The sequence below is a fragment of the Plantibacter sp. AC185 genome (assembly GCF_979258065.1).
Genome location: NZ_OZ409831.1, coordinates 3,780,460 through 3,797,688 on the forward strand (window position 1 = coordinate 3,780,460; position 17,229 = coordinate 3,797,688).

Annotated in this window: 16 protein-coding genes; 9 read left to right on the forward strand and 7 right to left on the reverse strand. The window is 68.0% G+C overall.

Going from position 1 to position 17,229, the window contains the following annotated elements:
• Positions 1–106 precede the first annotated feature (106 nt).
• From atpA to ACZZZB_RS17615, 5 genes are read left to right on the forward strand one after another with little or no spacing between them, the layout of a single operon-like run.
• Positions 107–1,735 (forward strand): F0F1 ATP synthase subunit alpha, encoded by a 1,629-nt coding sequence (gene atpA / locus ACZZZB_RS17595; RefSeq protein ID WP_071262368.1) that lies wholly within the window; start codon positions 107–109, stop codon positions 1,733–1,735.
• Positions 1,736–1,738: 3 nt separating this feature from the next.
• Positions 1,739–2,632 (forward strand): F0F1 ATP synthase subunit gamma, encoded by an 894-nt coding sequence (locus ACZZZB_RS17600; protein WP_064295314.1) that lies wholly within the window; start codon positions 1,739–1,741, stop codon positions 2,630–2,632.
• A gap of 47 nt (positions 2,633–2,679) precedes the next feature.
• Complete coding sequence (gene atpD / locus ACZZZB_RS17605; RefSeq protein WP_411558556.1) at positions 2,680–4,146, forward strand: F0F1 ATP synthase subunit beta; 1,467 nt, start codon at positions 2,680–2,682, stop codon at positions 4,144–4,146.
• A 2-nt stretch (positions 4,147–4,148) separates the two neighbouring features.
• The gene (locus ACZZZB_RS17610) at positions 4,149–4,424 is read left to right on the forward strand and encodes a F0F1 ATP synthase subunit epsilon (RefSeq protein WP_064295316.1); all 276 of its coding nucleotides are present in this window, start codon (positions 4,149–4,151) and stop codon (positions 4,422–4,424) included.
• A gap of 4 nt (positions 4,425–4,428) precedes the next feature.
• Complete coding sequence (locus ACZZZB_RS17615; RefSeq protein WP_463530375.1) at positions 4,429–5,190, forward strand: YaaA family protein; 762 nt, start codon at positions 4,429–4,431, stop codon at positions 5,188–5,190.
• 10 nt (positions 5,191–5,200) lie between these two features.
• Here ACZZZB_RS17615 and ACZZZB_RS17620 read toward each other — a convergent pair whose 3' ends face one another.
• Complete coding sequence (locus ACZZZB_RS17620) at positions 5,201–5,788, reverse strand: DNA-3-methyladenine glycosylase I (RefSeq protein ID WP_463530376.1); 588 nt, start codon at positions 5,786–5,788, stop codon at positions 5,201–5,203.
• Positions 5,785–6,333: a methylated-DNA--[protein]-cysteine S-methyltransferase gene (locus ACZZZB_RS17625; RefSeq protein ID WP_463530377.1), complete on the reverse strand. Its 549-nt coding sequence runs from the start codon at positions 6,331–6,333 to the stop codon at positions 5,785–5,787. The genes ACZZZB_RS17620 and ACZZZB_RS17625 overlap by 4 nt, the downstream gene beginning before the upstream one ends.
• Before the next feature lie 108 nt (positions 6,334–6,441).
• Between ACZZZB_RS17625 and ACZZZB_RS17630 the strand changes: the two genes are divergently transcribed.
• The gene (locus ACZZZB_RS17630; protein WP_463530378.1) at positions 6,442–7,410 is read left to right on the forward strand and encodes an aldo/keto reductase; all 969 of its coding nucleotides are present in this window, start codon (positions 6,442–6,444) and stop codon (positions 7,408–7,410) included.
• Between the two features lie 9 nt (positions 7,411–7,419).
• Here the strand turns inward: ACZZZB_RS17630 and ACZZZB_RS17635 are convergent, their stop codons facing one another.
• Complete coding sequence (locus ACZZZB_RS17635) at positions 7,420–9,234, reverse strand: BCCT family transporter (protein WP_079707184.1); 1,815 nt, start codon at positions 9,232–9,234, stop codon at positions 7,420–7,422.
• A 215-nt stretch (positions 9,235–9,449) separates the two neighbouring features.
• Between ACZZZB_RS17635 and ACZZZB_RS17640 the strand changes: the two genes are divergently transcribed.
• Together ACZZZB_RS17640 and ACZZZB_RS17645 are read left to right on the forward strand one after the other, a co-directional pair.
• Complete coding sequence (locus ACZZZB_RS17640; RefSeq protein ID WP_463530379.1) at positions 9,450–10,511, forward strand: glycoside hydrolase family 6 protein; 1,062 nt, start codon at positions 9,450–9,452, stop codon at positions 10,509–10,511.
• 55 nt (positions 10,512–10,566) lie between these two features.
• Positions 10,567–11,505 carry a response regulator transcription factor gene (locus ACZZZB_RS17645; RefSeq protein WP_463530380.1) on the forward strand — a complete coding sequence of 313 codons (939 nt, stop codon included), beginning with the start codon at positions 10,567–10,569 and terminating at the stop codon, positions 11,503–11,505.
• 64 nt (positions 11,506–11,569) lie between these two features.
• On the opposite strand, the gene ACZZZB_RS17650 is transcribed toward ACZZZB_RS17645, so the two are convergent.
• Complete coding sequence (locus ACZZZB_RS17650) at positions 11,570–11,947, reverse strand: Hpt domain-containing protein (protein WP_079707183.1); 378 nt, start codon at positions 11,945–11,947, stop codon at positions 11,570–11,572.
• Complete coding sequence (locus ACZZZB_RS17655; RefSeq protein ID WP_079707182.1) at positions 11,944–13,440, reverse strand: glycosyltransferase family 2 protein; 1,497 nt, start codon at positions 13,438–13,440, stop codon at positions 11,944–11,946. The genes ACZZZB_RS17650 and ACZZZB_RS17655 overlap by 4 nt, the downstream gene beginning before the upstream one ends.
• 199 nt (positions 13,441–13,639) lie before the next feature.
• Between ACZZZB_RS17655 and ACZZZB_RS17660 the strand changes: the two genes are divergently transcribed.
• A complete protein-coding gene (locus ACZZZB_RS17660; protein ID WP_229939078.1) occupies positions 13,640–14,278 on the forward strand; it encodes a hypothetical protein in 639 nt (212 codons plus the stop codon).
• A 19-nt stretch (positions 14,279–14,297) separates the two neighbouring features.
• Here ACZZZB_RS17660 and ACZZZB_RS17665 read toward each other — a convergent pair whose 3' ends face one another.
• Together ACZZZB_RS17665 and ACZZZB_RS17670 are read right to left on the reverse strand one after the other, a co-directional pair.
• Positions 14,298–15,470, reverse strand: coding sequence for a diguanylate cyclase domain-containing protein (locus ACZZZB_RS17665; RefSeq protein WP_079707181.1), 1,173 nt, complete (start codon positions 15,468–15,470; stop codon positions 14,298–14,300).
• Positions 15,467–17,203 carry a sensor histidine kinase gene (locus ACZZZB_RS17670; protein WP_159879183.1) on the reverse strand — a complete coding sequence of 579 codons (1,737 nt, stop codon included), beginning with the start codon at positions 17,201–17,203 and terminating at the stop codon, positions 15,467–15,469. Before ACZZZB_RS17670 ends, ACZZZB_RS17665 begins: the two co-directional genes overlap by 4 nt.
• Positions 17,204–17,229: the final 26 nt, after the last annotated feature.

Genomic DNA, 17,229 nt, shown 5'->3' on the forward strand with positions numbered 1-17,229 from the left:
CCCGTGCAGCGCGGGGACCGGCCCGACGGTCTCCACAACTCAAGACGTTGATCCTGACGGATCGCACCTCTCGGAACCCCCGGGTTCCACAACCAAAAGGAACATGATGGCAGAACTCACGATCAGCCCAGACGAGATCCGGGATGCTCTCAAGGACTTCGTCAAGGCCTACGAGCCCGGCACCGCCGCGGCCACCGAGGTCGGACGCGTGATCGATGCCGCTGACGGCATCGCCCACGTCGAGGGCCTCCCGGGCGCCATGGCGAACGAGCTCCTCCGCTTCGCGAACGGCACCCTCGGCCTCGCGCTGAACCTCGACGAGCACGAGATCGGCGTCGTCGTCCTCGGTGAGTTCGACGAGATCGTCGAAGGCATGGACGTCACCCGCACGGGCGAGGTCCTCTCGGTCCCCGTCGGCGACGGCTACCTCGGCCGTGTCGTCGACACGCTCGGCAACCCGATCGACGGCCTCGGCGAGATCGCCAGCACCGGCCGCCGCGCACTGGAGCTCCAGGCTCCCGGCGTCATGCAGCGCAAGTCGGTTCACGAGCCGCTCCAGACCGGCATCAAGGCGATCGACGCCATGATCCCCGTCGGCCGTGGCCAGCGCCAGCTCATCATCGGCGACCGCCAGACCGGCAAGACCGCGATCGCGATCGACACCATCATCAACCAGAAGGCCAACTGGGAGTCGGGCGACGTCAACAAGCAGGTCCGCTGCATCTACGTCGCCATCGGCCAGAAGGGCTCGACCATCGCCTCCGTCAAGGGTGCGCTGGAAGAGGCCGGCGCGCTCGAGTACACGACGATCGTCGCCTCGCCTGCGTCCGACCCGGCCGGCTTCAAGTACCTCGCTCCGTACACCGGCTCGGCCATCGGCCAGCACTGGATGTACGAGGGCAAGCACGTCCTGATCATCTTCGACGACCTGTCGAAGCAGGCCGAGGCCTACCGTGCCGTCTCCCTCCTCCTCCGTCGTCCGCCGGGACGCGAGGCCTACCCGGGTGACGTCTTCTACCTGCACTCCCGTCTGCTGGAGCGTTGCGCGAAGCTGTCCGACGAACTCGGCGCCGGTTCGATGACGGGTCTGCCGATCATCGAGACCAAGGCGAACGACGTCTCGGCGTACATCCCGACCAACGTGATCTCGATCACCGACGGTCAGATCTTCCTGCAGTCCGACCTCTTCAACTCCAACCAGCGCCCCGCGGTCGACGTCGGTATCTCCGTCTCGCGCGTCGGTGGTGACGCTCAGGTGAAGAGCATCAAGAAGGTCTCCGGAACGCTGAAGCTCGAGCTCGCGCAGTACCGCTCGCTCGAGGCGTTCGCGATGTTCGCCTCGGACCTCGACGCGGCCAGCCGCCGTCAGCTCGCCCGAGGCGCCCGCCTCACCGAGCTGCTCAAGCAGCCGCAGTACTCGCCGTACCCCGTCGAGGAGCAGGTCGTCTCGATCTGGGCCGGAACCAAGGGCAAGCTGGACGACGTCCCGGTCGAGGACGTCCTCCGCTTCGAGCGCGAACTGCTCGACTACCTGGGTCGGAACACCGAGGTCCTCACCACGCTGCGCGACACGAACGTGCTCGACGACGACACCGTCTCGAAGCTCGATGCCGCTGTCGACCAGTTCAAGCTCGAGTTCCAGACGGGCGAGGGCGCTGCCCTCGGTTCGGAGCAGGTCGAGGAGCTCCCGGTTGAAGACGTCAACCAGGAGAAGATCGTGAAGGGTCGCCGCTAGTCCATGGGCGCTCAACTCCGGGTCTACACGCAGAAGATCAAGTCTGCGCAGACGACCAAGAAGATCACGAAGGCGATGGAGCTCATCGCCGCGTCGCGCATCCAGAAGGCGCAGGCGCGGGTGGCGGCATCCGGACCCTATTCTCGTGCGATCACTCGTGCCGTGTCCGCCGTCGCGACGTACTCCAACGTCGACCACGTGCTCACGACCGAGCCGGAGAAGGTTGAGCGGGCTGCGGTCGTCGTGTTCGCATCCGACCGAGGCCTCGCCGGCGCCTTCAACTCGCAGGTCCTCCGTGAGGCCGCCGAGCTGACCGAGCTCCTGCGTAGCCAGGGTAAGGACGTAACGCACTACCTCGTGGGCCGGAAGGCCGTCGCCTACTTCACGTTCCGACGGATGCAGGCTGCAGGGGAGTGGGTCGGCAACACGGAGAACCCCGACTTCGCCACGGCGCAGGAGATCAGCGAGTCCATCCTCAAGGCGTTCCTCACGGACGCCTCCGAGGGTGGCGTCGACGAGATCCACATCGTCTACAACCGCCTCGTGAGCATGATGACGCAGACCCCCGAGGTCGTCCGTCTCCTGCCGCTCGAGGTCGTCGAAGGCGTCGAGGAGCCCACCGACACCGCTGTGCTGCCGCTGTACGAGTTCGAGCCGGATGCCGAGAGCGTGCTCGATGCACTGCTCCCGAACTACATCGAGAGCCGGATCTTCAACGCGCTGTTGCAGTCCTCCGCCGCGAAGCACGCCGCGACGCAGAAGGCGATGAAGTCGGCCAGCGACAACGCCGACAAGCTCATCACCGACTACACCCGCCTCCGCAACAACGCGAGGCAGGCCGAGATCACCCAGCAGATTTCCGAAATCGTTGGCGGCGCAGACGCGCTCTCGTCCTAGTCATCGCAACACGCACACGTATCTGTAGAGACAGAGAAGAGAAGAACATGACTCCCACCGCAACTGCCGAGCAGGGCGCTGCAGAGGTGAAGGCCGGCGCCGTCGGCCGCATCTCCCGCGTCACCGGCCCGGTCGTCGACATCGAGTTCCCGCACGACGCGATCCCGGGCATCTACAACGCCCTGAAGACCAGCGTCGTGATCGGCGAGCAGACGATGGTCCTCACGCTCGAGGTCGCACAGCACCTCGGCGACGACCTCGTGCGCGCCATCGCCCTGAACCCGACGGACGGCCTCGTCCGCGGCCAGGAGGTCACCGACACGGGTTCGCCCATCTCGGTGCCCGTCGGCGACGTCACCAAGGGCAAGGTCTTCAACGTCATCGGCGAGGTGCTCAACGCCGAGCCCGGCGAGCAGATCGAGATCACCGAGCGCTGGCCGATCCACCGCCAGCCGCCGTCGTTCGACCAGCTCGAATCGAAGACGCAGCTGTTCGAGACCGGCATCAAGGTCATCGACCTCCTGACGCCGTACGTCCTCGGTGGCAAGATCGGTCTGTTCGGTGGTGCCGGTGTCGGCAAGACCGTCCTCATCCAGGAGATGATCCAGCGCGTCGCGCAGGACCACGGTGGTGTGTCGGTGTTCGCCGGCGTCGGTGAGCGCACCCGTGAGGGCAACGACCTCATCCACGAGATGGAAGAGGCGGGTGTCTTCGAGAAGACGGCCCTCGTGTTCGGCCAGATGGACGAGCCGCCGGGAACGCGTCTCCGCGTCGCCCTCTCCGCGCTGACGATGGCGGAGTACTTCCGCGACGTCCAGAAGCAGGACGTGCTGCTCTTCATCGACAACATCTTCCGCTTCACCCAGGCCGGTTCCGAGGTGTCGACCCTGCTCGGTCGTATGCCGTCCGCCGTGGGGTACCAGCCGAACCTCGCAGACGAGATGGGTCTCCTCCAGGAGCGCATCACCTCGACGCGTGGTCACTCGATCACCTCGCTGCAGGCGATCTACGTCCCCGCCGACGACTACACCGACCCGGCACCGGCGACCACCTTCGCGCACCTCGACGCGACGACCGAGCTCTCCCGTGAGATCGCGTCGAAGGGTCTGTACCCGGCCGTCGACCCGCTGACCTCGACGAGCCGTATCCTCGACCCCCGCTACCTGGGTGCCGACCACTACCGCGTCGCCACCACGGTCAAGCAGATCCTCCAGAAGAACAAGGAACTGCAGGAGATCATCGCCATCCTCGGTGTCGACGAGCTCTCTGAGGAAGACAAGATCACGGTGTCGCGTGCGCGCCGGATCCAGCAGTTCCTCTCGCAGAACACCTACATGGCGAAGAAGTTCACCGGTGTCGAGGGCTCGACCGTCCCGCTGAAGGACACCATCGAGTCGTTCGACGCCATCGCCAAGGGTGAGTTCGACCACGTCGCCGAGCAGGCCTTCTTCAACGTCGGTTCCATCACCGACGTCGAAGAGAAGTGGGCTCAGATCCAGAAGGACAACGGCTAAGCATGGCTTCCGCTCCTCTGACCGTGAGCGTCGTCGCGGCCGACCACGAAGTGTGGTCCGGCCCGGCACGCCAGCTGATCGCGAAGACCGTCGACGGCGAGATCGGTATCCTGCCCGGCCACGAGCCGATGCTGGCCATCCTCGCCGCCGGTGAGGTCCGTGTCACGCTCGAAGACGGCTCGAAGATCGTCGCGAACGCTGAAGACGGCTTCCTGTCGGTCGAGAACAACACCGTCACCGTCGTGGCCGGCAACGCCACGCTCGTGACCAGCTCCTGATTCAGTGCTGATCCTCCTTCCCCCTTCGGAGACGAAGCGGGACGGCGGCGACGGACGAGCCCTGGACACCGCCCTGCTGCGGTTTCCAGGGCTCTCCTCGTCCCGGAATGATTGCCTCGGCGCCCTGGTGTCGCTCGCTGCCGATGAGGCCGCGACGGTGAAGGCGCTGAAGCTCGGCCCCAAGCAGCTCGGTGAGGTCCAGCGCAACCGCGTGGCGGCGACGTCTTCGACGATGCCGGCGATCGACCGGTACACGGGGGTGCTGTACGACGCGCTCGATGCAGCCACGCTCTCAGCGGACGCACGACGCTTCGCCGCTGAGCACCTGGTCGTGCACTCGGCGTTACTCGGCCCGGTCGGCGCGCTCGATCCCATTCCGGCGTATCGGCTCTCCCACGACTCCAGGCTCCCCGGGTTCGTCCTGAAACGTCACTGGGCGGTGCCGGTCGCGCGCGAGCTGGACGCCGTCCCGGGTGTCTTGCTGGACCTGCGCTCGGAAGGCTACGCGTCGCTCGGGCCGTTGCCGGACCGCGTCGGTGCCGTCTACCTGCGTGTGCTCACGGTCGGCGACGATGGCCGCCGTCGTGCGCTCAACCACTTCAACAAGCAGGGCAAGGGCCGGTTCACCCGCGCGCTGCTGGAGGCCGGTGTCGACCACCCTGATGTCGATTCGTTGCTCGACTGGGCGCGGTCGACCGGATGGGTGCTCGACGTCCACGCCCGTGCCGACGACGGTCGGGTGACCGAGCTCGCCCTCGTCGTCTGACCGCTCCGGATCAGGGAGCGCTCTCGGAGCGCCAGCAGCCGACGAGATGGTCGTCGACGAGCCCTCCGGACTGCATGAGGGCGTACATCGTCGTCGGGCCCACGAACCGGTAGCCGCGCTTCCGCAAGTGGGCGCTGAGCGCGGTGGACTCAGGGGTCACCGCGGGGACCTCGGTCCACTGGGCGAACCGTTCGGGCCGTGGCGGGGGAGCGAAGCTCCAGAGGATCTCGTCCAGGTCGTCGCCCAGCTCGAGCGCGGTGCGGGCATTGCCGATGACCGCGTTGATCTTCCCGCGGTGCCGGATGATCCGGGCGTCGTCGAGGAGGCTCTCGACATCCGCCTCCGTCATCGCTGCGACGGCGTCGAGGTCGAAGCCGTGGAACCGTTCCCGGAAAGCCGGTCGCTTCCGGAGGATCGTGATCCAGGAGAGCCCGGCCTGGAACCCTTCGAGACTGATCTTCTCGAAAACCTGCCGCTGTCCGTGGAGCGGTACGCCCCACTCCTCGTCGTGATAGCGCTGGTACTCCGCGTCCGTCCCGGCCCAGGCGCAGCGGGTCAGGCCGTCGGTGCCGACGATGGTCGGGGAGGCTGGACTCATCGGCGGTACGGGATCCCTTCGTGGTCGAGGAGCCAGCGTTTGGTGGCCGGTCCGTCTCCGCCAGAATAGCCCGTCACGATCCGCCCGGTCCCGAGGACGCGATGACAGGGGATGAGGAGGGCGATGGTGTTCGCCCGGACCGCCTGGCCGGCCGCCCTGCCGCCCTGCGGGGCACCGGCCGCGGCTGCAAGGGCGCCGTACCCGATGGAGTCGCCGAACGGCACCTCGCCGAGCGCCGACCAGACCGCCTGCTGGAACGGCGTGCCGGTCGTGACGAGCGCGAGGTCGAACACGGTGCGTCGTCCGCGGAAGTACTCGTCGATCTGCTCCGCGGCGTCGAGGAGGACCGCGGTGGGGCGTTCGTCCACGCCGTCGAGGGGGAGTCGCCCGTGGTGCTCGAAGCGCACGGCTGAGACCGCGTCGTCGACGGAGCGGAGCTCGATCCGCCCCACCGGCGTCGGCATCCTGAGGAAACCCTCGGTGGTCGGGTCGGCGATGACGGAGCAGGGGAGTACGGGAGCGGTGACGGTGAGGTGTGTGGTCATGCACCGAGCGTAGGAAGCCCGTGATCGGCGCGATGCGTCACGTGGGCCTGGCCGCGGCGTCGGGGGCCGACGGGTGCCTGTGGAGGACGGTCGGGCTAGCCTGGATGCATGTCTGATCTCAGCTATCGCCCACTCGGTCGCAGCGGCCTCCTCGTCTCAGCTGTCGGCATCGGCTGCAACAACTTCGGACGCGAGGGCACGGTCACCGAGAGCCTGGACGGCACGCGAGCCGTCGTCGACGCGGCCATTGACGCCGGAGTCACCCTCTTCGACACCGCCGACATCTACGGCCGGGAGTACGGGCTGAGCGAACAACTCCTCGGGCAGGCGATCGCCGGACGGCGGGATGAGATCGTGCTCGCGACCAAGTTCGGCCATGTGGACTACGAGAGCCCGATCCCGAACTGGGGTGCCAAGGGCTCCCGTCGCTACATCCGGCTCGCGGTCGAAGGTTCGCTCCGCCGCCTGGGCACCGACTGGATCGACCTGTACCAGCTGCACACCCCAGACCCGTTCACGCCCATCGAGGAGACGATCGCGGCCCTGGACGAGCTCGTCCACGAGGGGAAGATCCGCTACGCCGGCCACTCGAACTTCGCCGGTTGGCAGCTGACCGAGGCGGACTGGGCGGCTCGCACCGCCGGCCACCCCGCCTTCATCTCGGCCCAGAACGAGTACAGCCTGCTCGTCCGGGGAGCGGAGCGCGAGCTGTTCCCGGCCATGCGCGCCGCCGGCGTCGGCTTCCTCCCGTACTTCCCGCTCTACAACGGCCTGTTCACGGGGAAGTTCTCCCGCGACGGCGGGCCGGCCGACAGCCGCATCATGCGCCAGCGCAAGCACCTCCTCGACACGGCGCCCTGGGACGCGATCGAGGCCTACCAGGCCTTCTGCGACGAGCGCGGCATCTCCATGCTCGAGGCGACCTTCGGCTGGTTGCTCGCTCAGGACGGGCTCACGAGTGTCATCGGCGGTGCGACCACTCCGCAACAGATCCGCGCGAACGCCGCGGCCGGTTCGGCGTGGTCGCCGACCGCCGAGGAAGCGGCCTGGATCTCGGACCGCTTCCCCGTCGGTTGAGCCGTCCGGTCAGTCCTTCGAGCGGCGCTGCTCCGGGTCCTGCGTCTGCGGTTCCGTGGATGCGGCCGATGACCCCGGTGCGTCCGGGGACGCGAGCTGCCGGAGGTCGAGCTGGGCGGTCATCGTGCCGAAGTGCTCCGTGACCTGCTCCGAGACCTGATCCGACAGCTGTTCGCTCACGTCGGCTGAGACGCTCTCGGTGAGCTCTGCGGCGAACAGGCGGCGCTTCGCCCGCTGCTCCCGTCGCACCTCGATCCCGAATGCCTTGAACGACGAGATGCACATGAGGATGATCACGACGCTGAAGGGCAGCGCGGTGATGATGGCCGCCGTCTGCATCGATGCGAGACCGCCGGCAATCAGCAGCGAGATGGCCAGGAGGCTCGTCACGAGCGCCCACGCGATCCGCACCCGGTTCCGCGGTTCCGTGCCGCCGGTGGTGAGCATGCCCATCACGAGCGATCCCGAGTCGGCCGAGGTCACGAAGAACAGGAGGATGAGCAGCAGGGCACCAACGGTCGCGATCGATCCGCCGGGGAGCCCGGCGAGCATGTTGAACAGGGCGGTGTTGAGATCCACCGGGCCGTCGGCGCCGCTGAAGTCACGGCCCTCCAGCGACTGCATGATGGCGGTGCCGCCGAGCACGGCGAACCAGAGGAAGGTGACGAGGGTCGGGACGAGCAGGACGCCGAGCACGAACTGCCGCACGGTGCGTCCCTTCGAGATGCGGGCGATGAAGACGCCGACGAAGGGCGCCCACGACATCCACCAGCCCCAGTAGAAGGTCGTCCACGAGGACTGCCAGGCCTCGCCCGCAGCACCCTGGTACGCGGAGACGTTGAAGGTGAGCCCGACCACGTTCTGGAGGTAGGCGCCCATGGCCTGCACCCATTCGCGGAGGAGGAACAGCGTCGGGCCGGCGAACAGGACGAAGAACAGCAGCAGCGCCGCGAGGACGAGGTTGGTGTTCGAGATCCACTTCATGCCCTTGTGCACGCCGGAGACGAGGGAGAAGATCGTGACGCCGGTGATCACGAGGATGAGGATGACCTGCGTGACGATGTTCGGTTCGGCGATGCCCGTGTACCCGAGCCCCGCGGAGATCTGCAGCACACCGAGGCCGAGCGAGGTCGCGACGCCGAACACGGTACCGATGACGGCGATCGCGTCGATCGCATTGCCCCAGCCGCCCTGCACGCGCTTGCCGAGCAACGGCTCGATCGACCACCGGATCGACATCGGGCGCCCCTTGCGATGCACGGCGTACGCCAGCGCCACACCCACGACCGCGTAGATCGACCAGGCGTGGAGTCCCCAGTGGAGATAGGTCTGACTCATGGCCTGCTGGGCCAGGGACTGCTGGGAGCCCGTGACCCCGGGGCGCGGCTCGAGGAAGTGTGTGAGCGGCTCACCGACGCCGTAGAAGACGAGCCCGATGCCCATCCCGGCGGCGAACAGCATGGAGAACCAGGACAGGAGCGAGAACTCCGGTTCGTCGTCGTCCTTGCCGAGCTTGATGTCGCCGAACTTCGAGACGGCGAAGACGATCGCCACGATGACGAACCCGGCGACGAGCAGGACGTAGTACCACCCGAGGCCTCCGATGATCCCGGACTGGATGGCGTTGAAGACGGACTCGGCCTGTTTCGGGAGCAGGATCGAGAACAGCGCGACACCGAGGATGACCACGAGGGCCGGCCCGAGCACCCAGGGGATGACCTTCGCGGGGGCGTCACCAGCCGCCGCGTCGGAGGTGGGGATGGTCTTCGTGCTCACGTGTGCGCTCCTCGGGCCGTGCGGGCGACCCTGCGTCGCCACGATCATCAAGGGTAGGGAGCCGCGGCGATCCGGACAACGTTGCGCAGCGGGCCCTGGTGTGCAGTCCGGCGTGCGCGCTCGTCGAGCGGCTGGGCGGTCCCGGACGCGTCGGTGCCTCTCGGACATCGCGCCCACCCCCACTCGGGGCACGGATTCGAGCGAATCGGCACCGTGGCGAGGCTTTGTCGGGCACAATTGCGGATGACCATGCAGGAGGATCCGTGCCGAGAACGCCCCGCGACCGACGACGTACCCGGACGGCCGTCGCCCTCGGCGTCGTCGCCGTCCTCCTCGCCGGCGGTGCGCTCGCGGTGTCGCTCGTGAGCCGCGTCCCGAACGCCGCTGCCGGCCCGTTCGACGGAGCGCAGTTGTACGTCGATCCGTCCTCGCTTGCCGCCCGAGCCGCCGCAGCCGATCCGGCGGCCGCGACCGAGGAACCGACGAGCTCCGCCACGGCCGGGACGAGCGGCGGTTCGAACGGCGACCCGAGCGACGTCGCCCAACAGCTCGCAGCGGCGGAGCGGCTCGCGGCGGAGCCGACCGCGATCTGGCTCGTGCCGGAGCGCTACCCGATCGGAACCGTCCGGGACACCGTCTCCGAGGTCGTCCGGTCCGCCGAGCGCTCCGGGTCCATGCCGGTCTTCACGGTCTACGGCGTGCCGGAGCGGGACTGCGGCAACCAGTCCGCCGGTGGGTTGTCGAGCGACGAGTACCAGGACTGGGTCGCCGAGATCGTCGCCGCCGTCGCGGATCACCGCGTCGCCATGATCCTCGAACCGGATGCCGTCGCGCTCGCGCCGGACTGCGGTGACCGCACCGCGCGGATGCGGCAACTTGCAGCCGCGACCGAGCAGTTCGCGGACGCATCGGTCCCCGTGTACCTCGACGGCGGCCACTCCGACTGGCGACCGCCCGCCGAGATGGCCGAGCTCCTCCGGGAGGCCGGTGTCGCCGACGCATCGGGCTTCGCCACCAACGTCTCCAACTACAACACGACCGAGGACGAGATCGCCTATGCGGAGGAACTGAGCGGCCTCCTCGACGGCGCCCATTACGTAATCGACACCTCTCGGAACGGCAGTGGCTCGAACGGCGAATGGTGCAACCCGTCCGGCCGGACGGTGGGGCAGCAGCCCCTCACCGCGCAGGCCGAACACCTCGACGCGAACCTCTGGGTGAAAGCCCCCGGCGAGAGCGACGGAGCGTGCAACGGTGGCCCCCTTGCTGGGGTATGGTGGCCGGAGCAGGCCGTGCAACTGGCCAAGGGATTCAGCGCGTGGTGAGTCGGCAACGGCTACATCCGGCACGTCGCTGACGGGTGGAACGGGTAGGGGCATCGTGACCGAAGAGCTGAGCGAACGTCGGACCGCGGTCGTCATCGAAGACGACGCGGACATCCGCCAACTGCTCGAGACCGTTCTCGAGCAGGCCGGATTCGAGACCGTGTCCGCTGCGAACGGTCTGGACGGCGTCGAGGCGGTGCGGAGGCACAACCCCCTCGTCACGACCCTCGACGTCAGCATGCCGGGTATCGACGGCTTCGAGGCTGCCAAGCGCATCCGCGCCATCAGCTCCACCTACATCGTCATGCTGACCGCCCGAGGCGACGAGATCGACACCCTGCAGGGCCTCGACTCCGGCGCCGACGACTACATGACCAAGCCCTTCCGTCCGCGCGAGCTCCGTGCCCGCATCGAGGCGATGCTGCGTCGGCCTCGCGCGAACGGTGATGCTCCGGCCGTCGCCGCGGCGGCACCGGCGCAACCGGCTCCGACCGCGGTCGAGCCGGCTCCCGTCGTCCAGGTCGCGGCACCGCCGCTGCAGCAGCAGGTGTCGTCGCCCGACCCCACGATCGTGCACGAGACCGTCGCGCGTCATGCCGCGCCCGTCGGGCAGTCGGTCGTCCCGATCATCATGCAACCGGCTGCCGCAGCGCCCGACGACGGCGAGGGGTGGCTCGTCCACCGCGGTCTGAAGCTCAGCTCGGCCACCCGCATCGTCGAGGTCGACGGCACCGAGGTCGACCTCACGCGGAGCGAGTTCGACCTGTTGCAGGCACTGATGGAGTCCCGCCGTCGAGTGCGCAGCAAGGCGGACCTCGCGCTCATGCTCCGTGGCGAGAGCTACATCACGGCCTACTACGTCAGCGAAGCCGACAAGCGTGCGATCGAGGTGCATCTCGCCAACCTGCGACGGAAGCTCGCGGACAGCACCGTGGCCCCGCGGTTCATCGAGACGGTGCGCGGCGTCGGCTACCGCATGACCTCCGACGACTGAGACCACCGCGGTCCCGACCGCGACGGAGCCTCGCCGGCGACCAACGACGCCTGGTGGACGGAGCTTAGGATTCCGCTGCGTCTGCCGCGTCGAGTTCGAGCAGCCGTTCGCAGCTGCGACGGCCGACCTCCTGGAGGGCGGTGTGGATCTCGCGCGCGCGTTCGAGTCGCCCCAGCTCGATCGCCTGGAGACCGGCACTCGCGAGTCCGGCCACCCCGATCACGCCCAGCATGACGCTGGAGGAGCGGATGCTGAGGAGGACGACCTTGGACTCGTCGGTGTCGTCGGCGTCGAGCGCTGCTCCCAGACGTGCCAGACGGGTGGGCCACATCTCGACGTAGGTCTGGACGAACCGACGACGACTGCGCAGGTCGCCCGAGAGTTCTCGGAGCAACCTGCGCAGTTCGTCGGCGTCGACCGTGCCCGGGTCGGGGGACGTCACACGCGGTAGCCGCGCTGACGACGGATGAGCTTGCCGAACATGCTGAGCGTCTGCAGCACGGTGATGACGCCGAGGACCGGCCAGCCCGCCCAGAGGATCGTGGACTGGACGACGGGGGAGAGCTGGGTCCAGGCGGCGACGATCGCGATGATGGCGGCGAGGACGAACAGAAGCGGCGCGAGGTGCGCGTTGCCCGAGCCGCGTTCTGCCTTCGCCTGCTCGGCCCAGTTGTCGACCTTCTTGTTCGACGCGAACTTCGACCAGGCACGGATGAAGTGGCCCATGCGGATCCACATGTAGAACTCGGCTGGGAAGATGAGGACCGCGAAGAGGATGTCGCGGGCGTTCCGCTTCTTCATCGACAGCGCGATGCGCAGGTTGAGGAAGATGGCGACCAGCGGCGGGATGAGCCACACGGGGCTGAACACGAAGGCGTGGATCGACAGCGACCCGGCGAGCAGCACGACGAAGAGGATGCGCGTGACGATGTTGAGGAGCATCTCCGCGTTCTCGAGCCACCGCAGTCGGAGGTTCGGGTGGAACGGCTGCCCCTTGGTGTCGCCGCGCTGGCCGGGCCACATGAGCTCGATCGCGCCGTAGTTCCACTTGACCTGCTGGGCGTCGAGGGAGCGGACCGTGGTCATCCCGCCGACGTCGGCACGGGCACGGGCGCTGATCTTCGTGAGGTAGCCGGCGCTCTTGATCTGCAGCGACAGGAGCGAGTCCTCCACCTCGGAGTCCTTCACCCACGGGGTGGACTGGTGGTTCTGCTCCATGGCGTCGCGCAGGGCCTGGACGGAGAAGATCGAGTACTGCCCGCCGAGCACGGCCATGTTGCGGCCTCGGAGCATGTTCTGCATGTTGAACGCGGCGAACTGCGTGCGCTGGCCGGCGATGAGGAACGCCGGGACGAGCTGCTTCTTGAACGGCTCGTCGTCGATCGAGAAGATCGCGGAGATGCCGCCGATGCGACTGTCCGAGACGATCTCGGCTTCGAGCGACTCGATCGCGGTCGGGTCGGCGACCGTGTCACCGTCGACACCGAGCAGGTAGTCGTAGCCTTCGACGAGCGTGAAGCCGTAGTTGAGCGCGCCCACCTTCTTGTCGGGGTTCTTCCCGATGTCGTGGATGAACACCTCGGTGAACTGCTCGTAGCCGTCCTCGTCGACCCGGGAGTGCGGGCCGGCGTAGGGCGCGGCGACGTCGACCGACCGGTCCGTGGTGTTGTTGATGACCACGTGGATCACATCGGGCATCCGCGTCTGCTCGAGGAGGGACGCGAGCACCGCCGGCAGCGACTCCTCCTCGTTGTAGGCGGGGATGATGCACCCGATGGTCGCGCGGTACTCGGGGAGCGAGTTGACCGAGTCGATGAATTCGTTGGCATACGCTTCAAGTTCGGGCGCGAGAAGCGGCTGCGTCTGAATGTACCGAGGGTCAGGCTGCTGGGCGTTGGGCCGAGAGCTGTCCGGTCGCGCTTCGAGTTCTGACATCAGGGGTCCTGTTCCGAGTGGGTCGAGTGCAACGGTTCGCGCTGCAGTTGCAACTCTGCCGCGTTGGGCGCGGCTTTCGCGCGTGAATGCGATAGCGTCGGCTCAGGATTTCCTCAAGATTCGCGCTGGCCCCAGTTCGTGGGTCATACGGACCCTCGAGGGTCACTCGATCATCCCTCCGACACCCGCCAGGAGCCTCATGTCGAACCACCCAAGCCCGGTCCGGAACCGGCACGTCAGGCACGCCCTCCAGGCCGCGACCGCCGCCGCGCTCGTCCTCGGGCTGAGCGCCTGCGGGACGCCTCCGTGGGAGGAGCCGGGCGCGCAGCCGACCAGCTCGCCGCGCGTGTCGAAGACACCGAGGCCGACGGTGAGTGCGATCACCAACGAACTCGCGAGCGGGAGTGCCAAGCACACGCTCACGGCGGGCTCCGCCACCCTCACGGTCGACTACTGGTCCACACTGTCGATGGACGCGTGGACCGCGGACGTCAACAAACCGGTGAGCTTCTCGCTCAGCGGCGTGCTCAACCCCGACGACCTCCAGGCGCTCTATCTCTCGCGGGTGACGCTCACCACGACCGTCCACGGACCGAAGGGGCAGCTGGAGTCGCCTGCCCCGTTCACCGACCAGTCGACGGTGGCACCGGGGTACCTCATCAAGGCACCGTACAGCTACAGCCAGACGTTCGTCCTCCCCGAGGTGGACAGCACCGCGACCGGCGTCACCTTGACGATCACCTACGAGCTGCTGGTGCAGGCGACGCCGACGTCCGCCGAATATGCGAAGCAGACTGCGGTGGACACCCTGACCATCGCGATCGCCCCGCCCGCCTGACTTAGCTCGATCCGATCCGTCAGCGGCCCGTCGGCGAGGACGAGGCGAGGACCGTGCGGTTCCCGCCGGACGCTGCGGCACGCAGGCTGGCGTCGCTGGCGGCACGCGTGAGGACGGCGACGTCGTACCCGAGGTAGTCGGTCAGAGCGATCCCGATGCTGGCCGTCGGGCGCAGGCGCGGCGTGGTCTCGACGGGGTGGTCGAGCAGGCCGTCCTGGATGCCCTTGGCCGCCTGGAGCGCGACGTCGGCGTCCGTTGCGGGGGTCGCGATCAGGAGACACCCCGCGCCGTCCTCGCCGATGTCGGAGAGCGTCGGGCCGTACCGACGGACCGAGGAGATGAACCCCTCGGCGACCTCACTGCTGAACGCTGCTCCGAACGCCGTCTTCATCTCATCGAGGTCGTCGAGCCGGACGTGGAGGATCGCGAGCTGCTCGTCATGGAAGTTCGCCCGTTCCAGCCAGTCGTCGACGATCCGGACGAAGGACTCCTGGAGGAGGACGTCGTCGCCCGTGTACGCGACGATGCTCCCGTGCCGTCGGCTGGCGGGTGCGGCGCGCTCGGCCCGCAGGACCGAGAGCACCACGGTCGCGACGATGAGGAGCGCGATGAGCAGCAGCGAGGCGGCCACGGTCCCGAAGAGCGTCGTGAACAACGAACCGTCCGGCCCCTCCACGAGGAGTGCGACCAGCCGAGCCGCGAAGAACGCCGACGCGATGCCGAGCACGATGGTGAAACCACGGGTGGTCGGGTTGTCCCGCATCGCGCCGACGAGCGTCTCAGCCGCGCCGAGGCCCGCGAAGAGGGCGATGCAGAGGAACGTCGCAGGCGCGCCCGCCCAGGGGCCTCCCGAGGGGCCGGCGGCGAGCGCGGCGACGATCGTGACCGCCGTCCCGATGAGTGAGACCCAGAGCAGACTCGATTTGCCGTTGAAGAGCCGCGCGCCGGACCACAGGGCGGCGATGCTCAGCACGTATCCACCGTTCCCGGCGGCGATCGCCCACCAGGCCTCCTGGCTCAGGGCGCTGACGACGTAGGAGAAGCTGGTGAACATCCCGGCCATGTAGGACACGGACCACACCCTCCCGCTCGCGTCGTCCTTCCGCATGAAGGTGTTGACGATGAACGTCGCGCCGCAGACGAAGATGACGAGCGCATTGATCACCGCGACGGTCTGGCTGTCGAAGGTCATTCGGTGCCGCCTCTCGGAATACGGACGACCGCGGTCGTGCCCTCACCGAGCACGCTGTGGACGGTGAGGTCGCCGCCGTGCAGACGGACGATGTCCCGACTGATCGCGAGGCCGAGACCGCTGCCGTGCACCGTGGAGTTGCGGACGAGGTCGGAGCGGAAGAACCGCTCGAAGAGCTTCGGTTGGTCCTCCTCGGAGATGCCGATGCCGGTGTCCCGCACGATGACCCAGGCGGTGTCGCCCTCCGCGGTGACACCGACGCTCAGCTCGCCGCCGTCCCGGTTGTACTTGATGCCGTTCGAGAGCAGGTTGTCGACGACCTGCCGGAGGCGGAACGGGTCGGCGAACAACGGCACGGCCTCCTCGTCGTGGCGCACGATGGTGATGCTCCGTTCGGCGGCCACGTGCGCCAACGACTCGACCGAGCGGTCGACGATCTCCCGGAGCTCGCACTCGGAGCGTTCGAGCACCATGGTCCGGTTCACGTCGCGGGAGGCGGCGAGGATGTCCGCGATGAGTTCGAGGAGTCGATCGCCGTTCGTCTGGGCGATCGTGAGCTGCTTCGCGACCCGCGGTGGGAGCCCCGGGTCGTCGAGCGCGAGGTCGAGGTACCCGAGGATCGACGTCAGCGGCGTCCGGAGCTCGTGCGACACGGAGGCCACGAGGTCGTCCCTGGCGCGGATCGCGTTGATCTCGCTCGTGACGTTGCGTGAGACGAGGACCGTGCCGTCGTAGCCGCCCTCGTGGTCGTAGAGGCGGCGGGAGGTGAGGGCGAGGGCGATCCGCTCGGTACCGGGGGCGCCGAGCCACACCGTGAGGTTCTCGAACTCCTCACCACGGCGTGCACGGATGTACGGCTTGTCCTGCGGCTGGAGGAGGGTCAGTCCGTCCTCGGCCCACACCGGGAGTGCGGGATTGACGTCGGACAGCTCGCCGACCTCGTCCTGCAGCCGCGTCTGGAACCGGTTCACCATCGCCCGGGCTCCGATGCGGTCGAAGCGGACGACGCCGAAGTTCACGGCGTTCAGGATCTCCGCGAGGCGGCTCTCCTGGTCCTGTGCACGCCCCAGGGCGGTCTCGAGCTGTCCGGCCTGCTTGTTCAGCAGCACGCGCTGCGCCTCCGTCCGCTTCGCGGTCATCGCGGTGGAGACGGCGACGAACGCGAGGACCGTGGGCAGGATGACGAGCGCCGGCAGGTTGGCGATGGTGATGTCCCCCGGGGTCATCGCGAGGGATGACCAGCTCGACGTGCAGACGAGCACGATGGCGGTCACGGCACCTGCGAGGCCGAAGGCCGTCGCCATCCAGATGGTCGGGAAGACCCAGAGGAGTCCCGCGCCGATCAGGGGTTCGCCTTGCCGGATGAGCGCGATGGCGATGATGTCGAGGATCGGGAGCGCGATGAGGAGCCGCGGCACCTGGTGCCACGGCACGATCGGCGCGAGCGCCGTCGCGATGAACGCCAGGATCACCCCGATGTAGAAGAGGACGGAGTTGTCGTCGACGCCCTGGAACAGGAGCGTGGCGAAGAGGATGGCGACCACCGCCAGGCCGAAGAGCAGCTGTGGGAAGGCGCTGTAGCCGGTCATCCGGCCGACGCGTCGTGGGACCTCGACCGCGTGCGGGCCCGTTCTCGTGGGCCCGGTGTCCGCGAGACCGGGTGCCGAGGCGGTGTCACCCGACGCCGACGGGCCGGACGGGGGAGTCCGTTCTCCGATCGGCTTCGCGGGCATGGGTTGAGCGTACCTCTGTCGGGGGT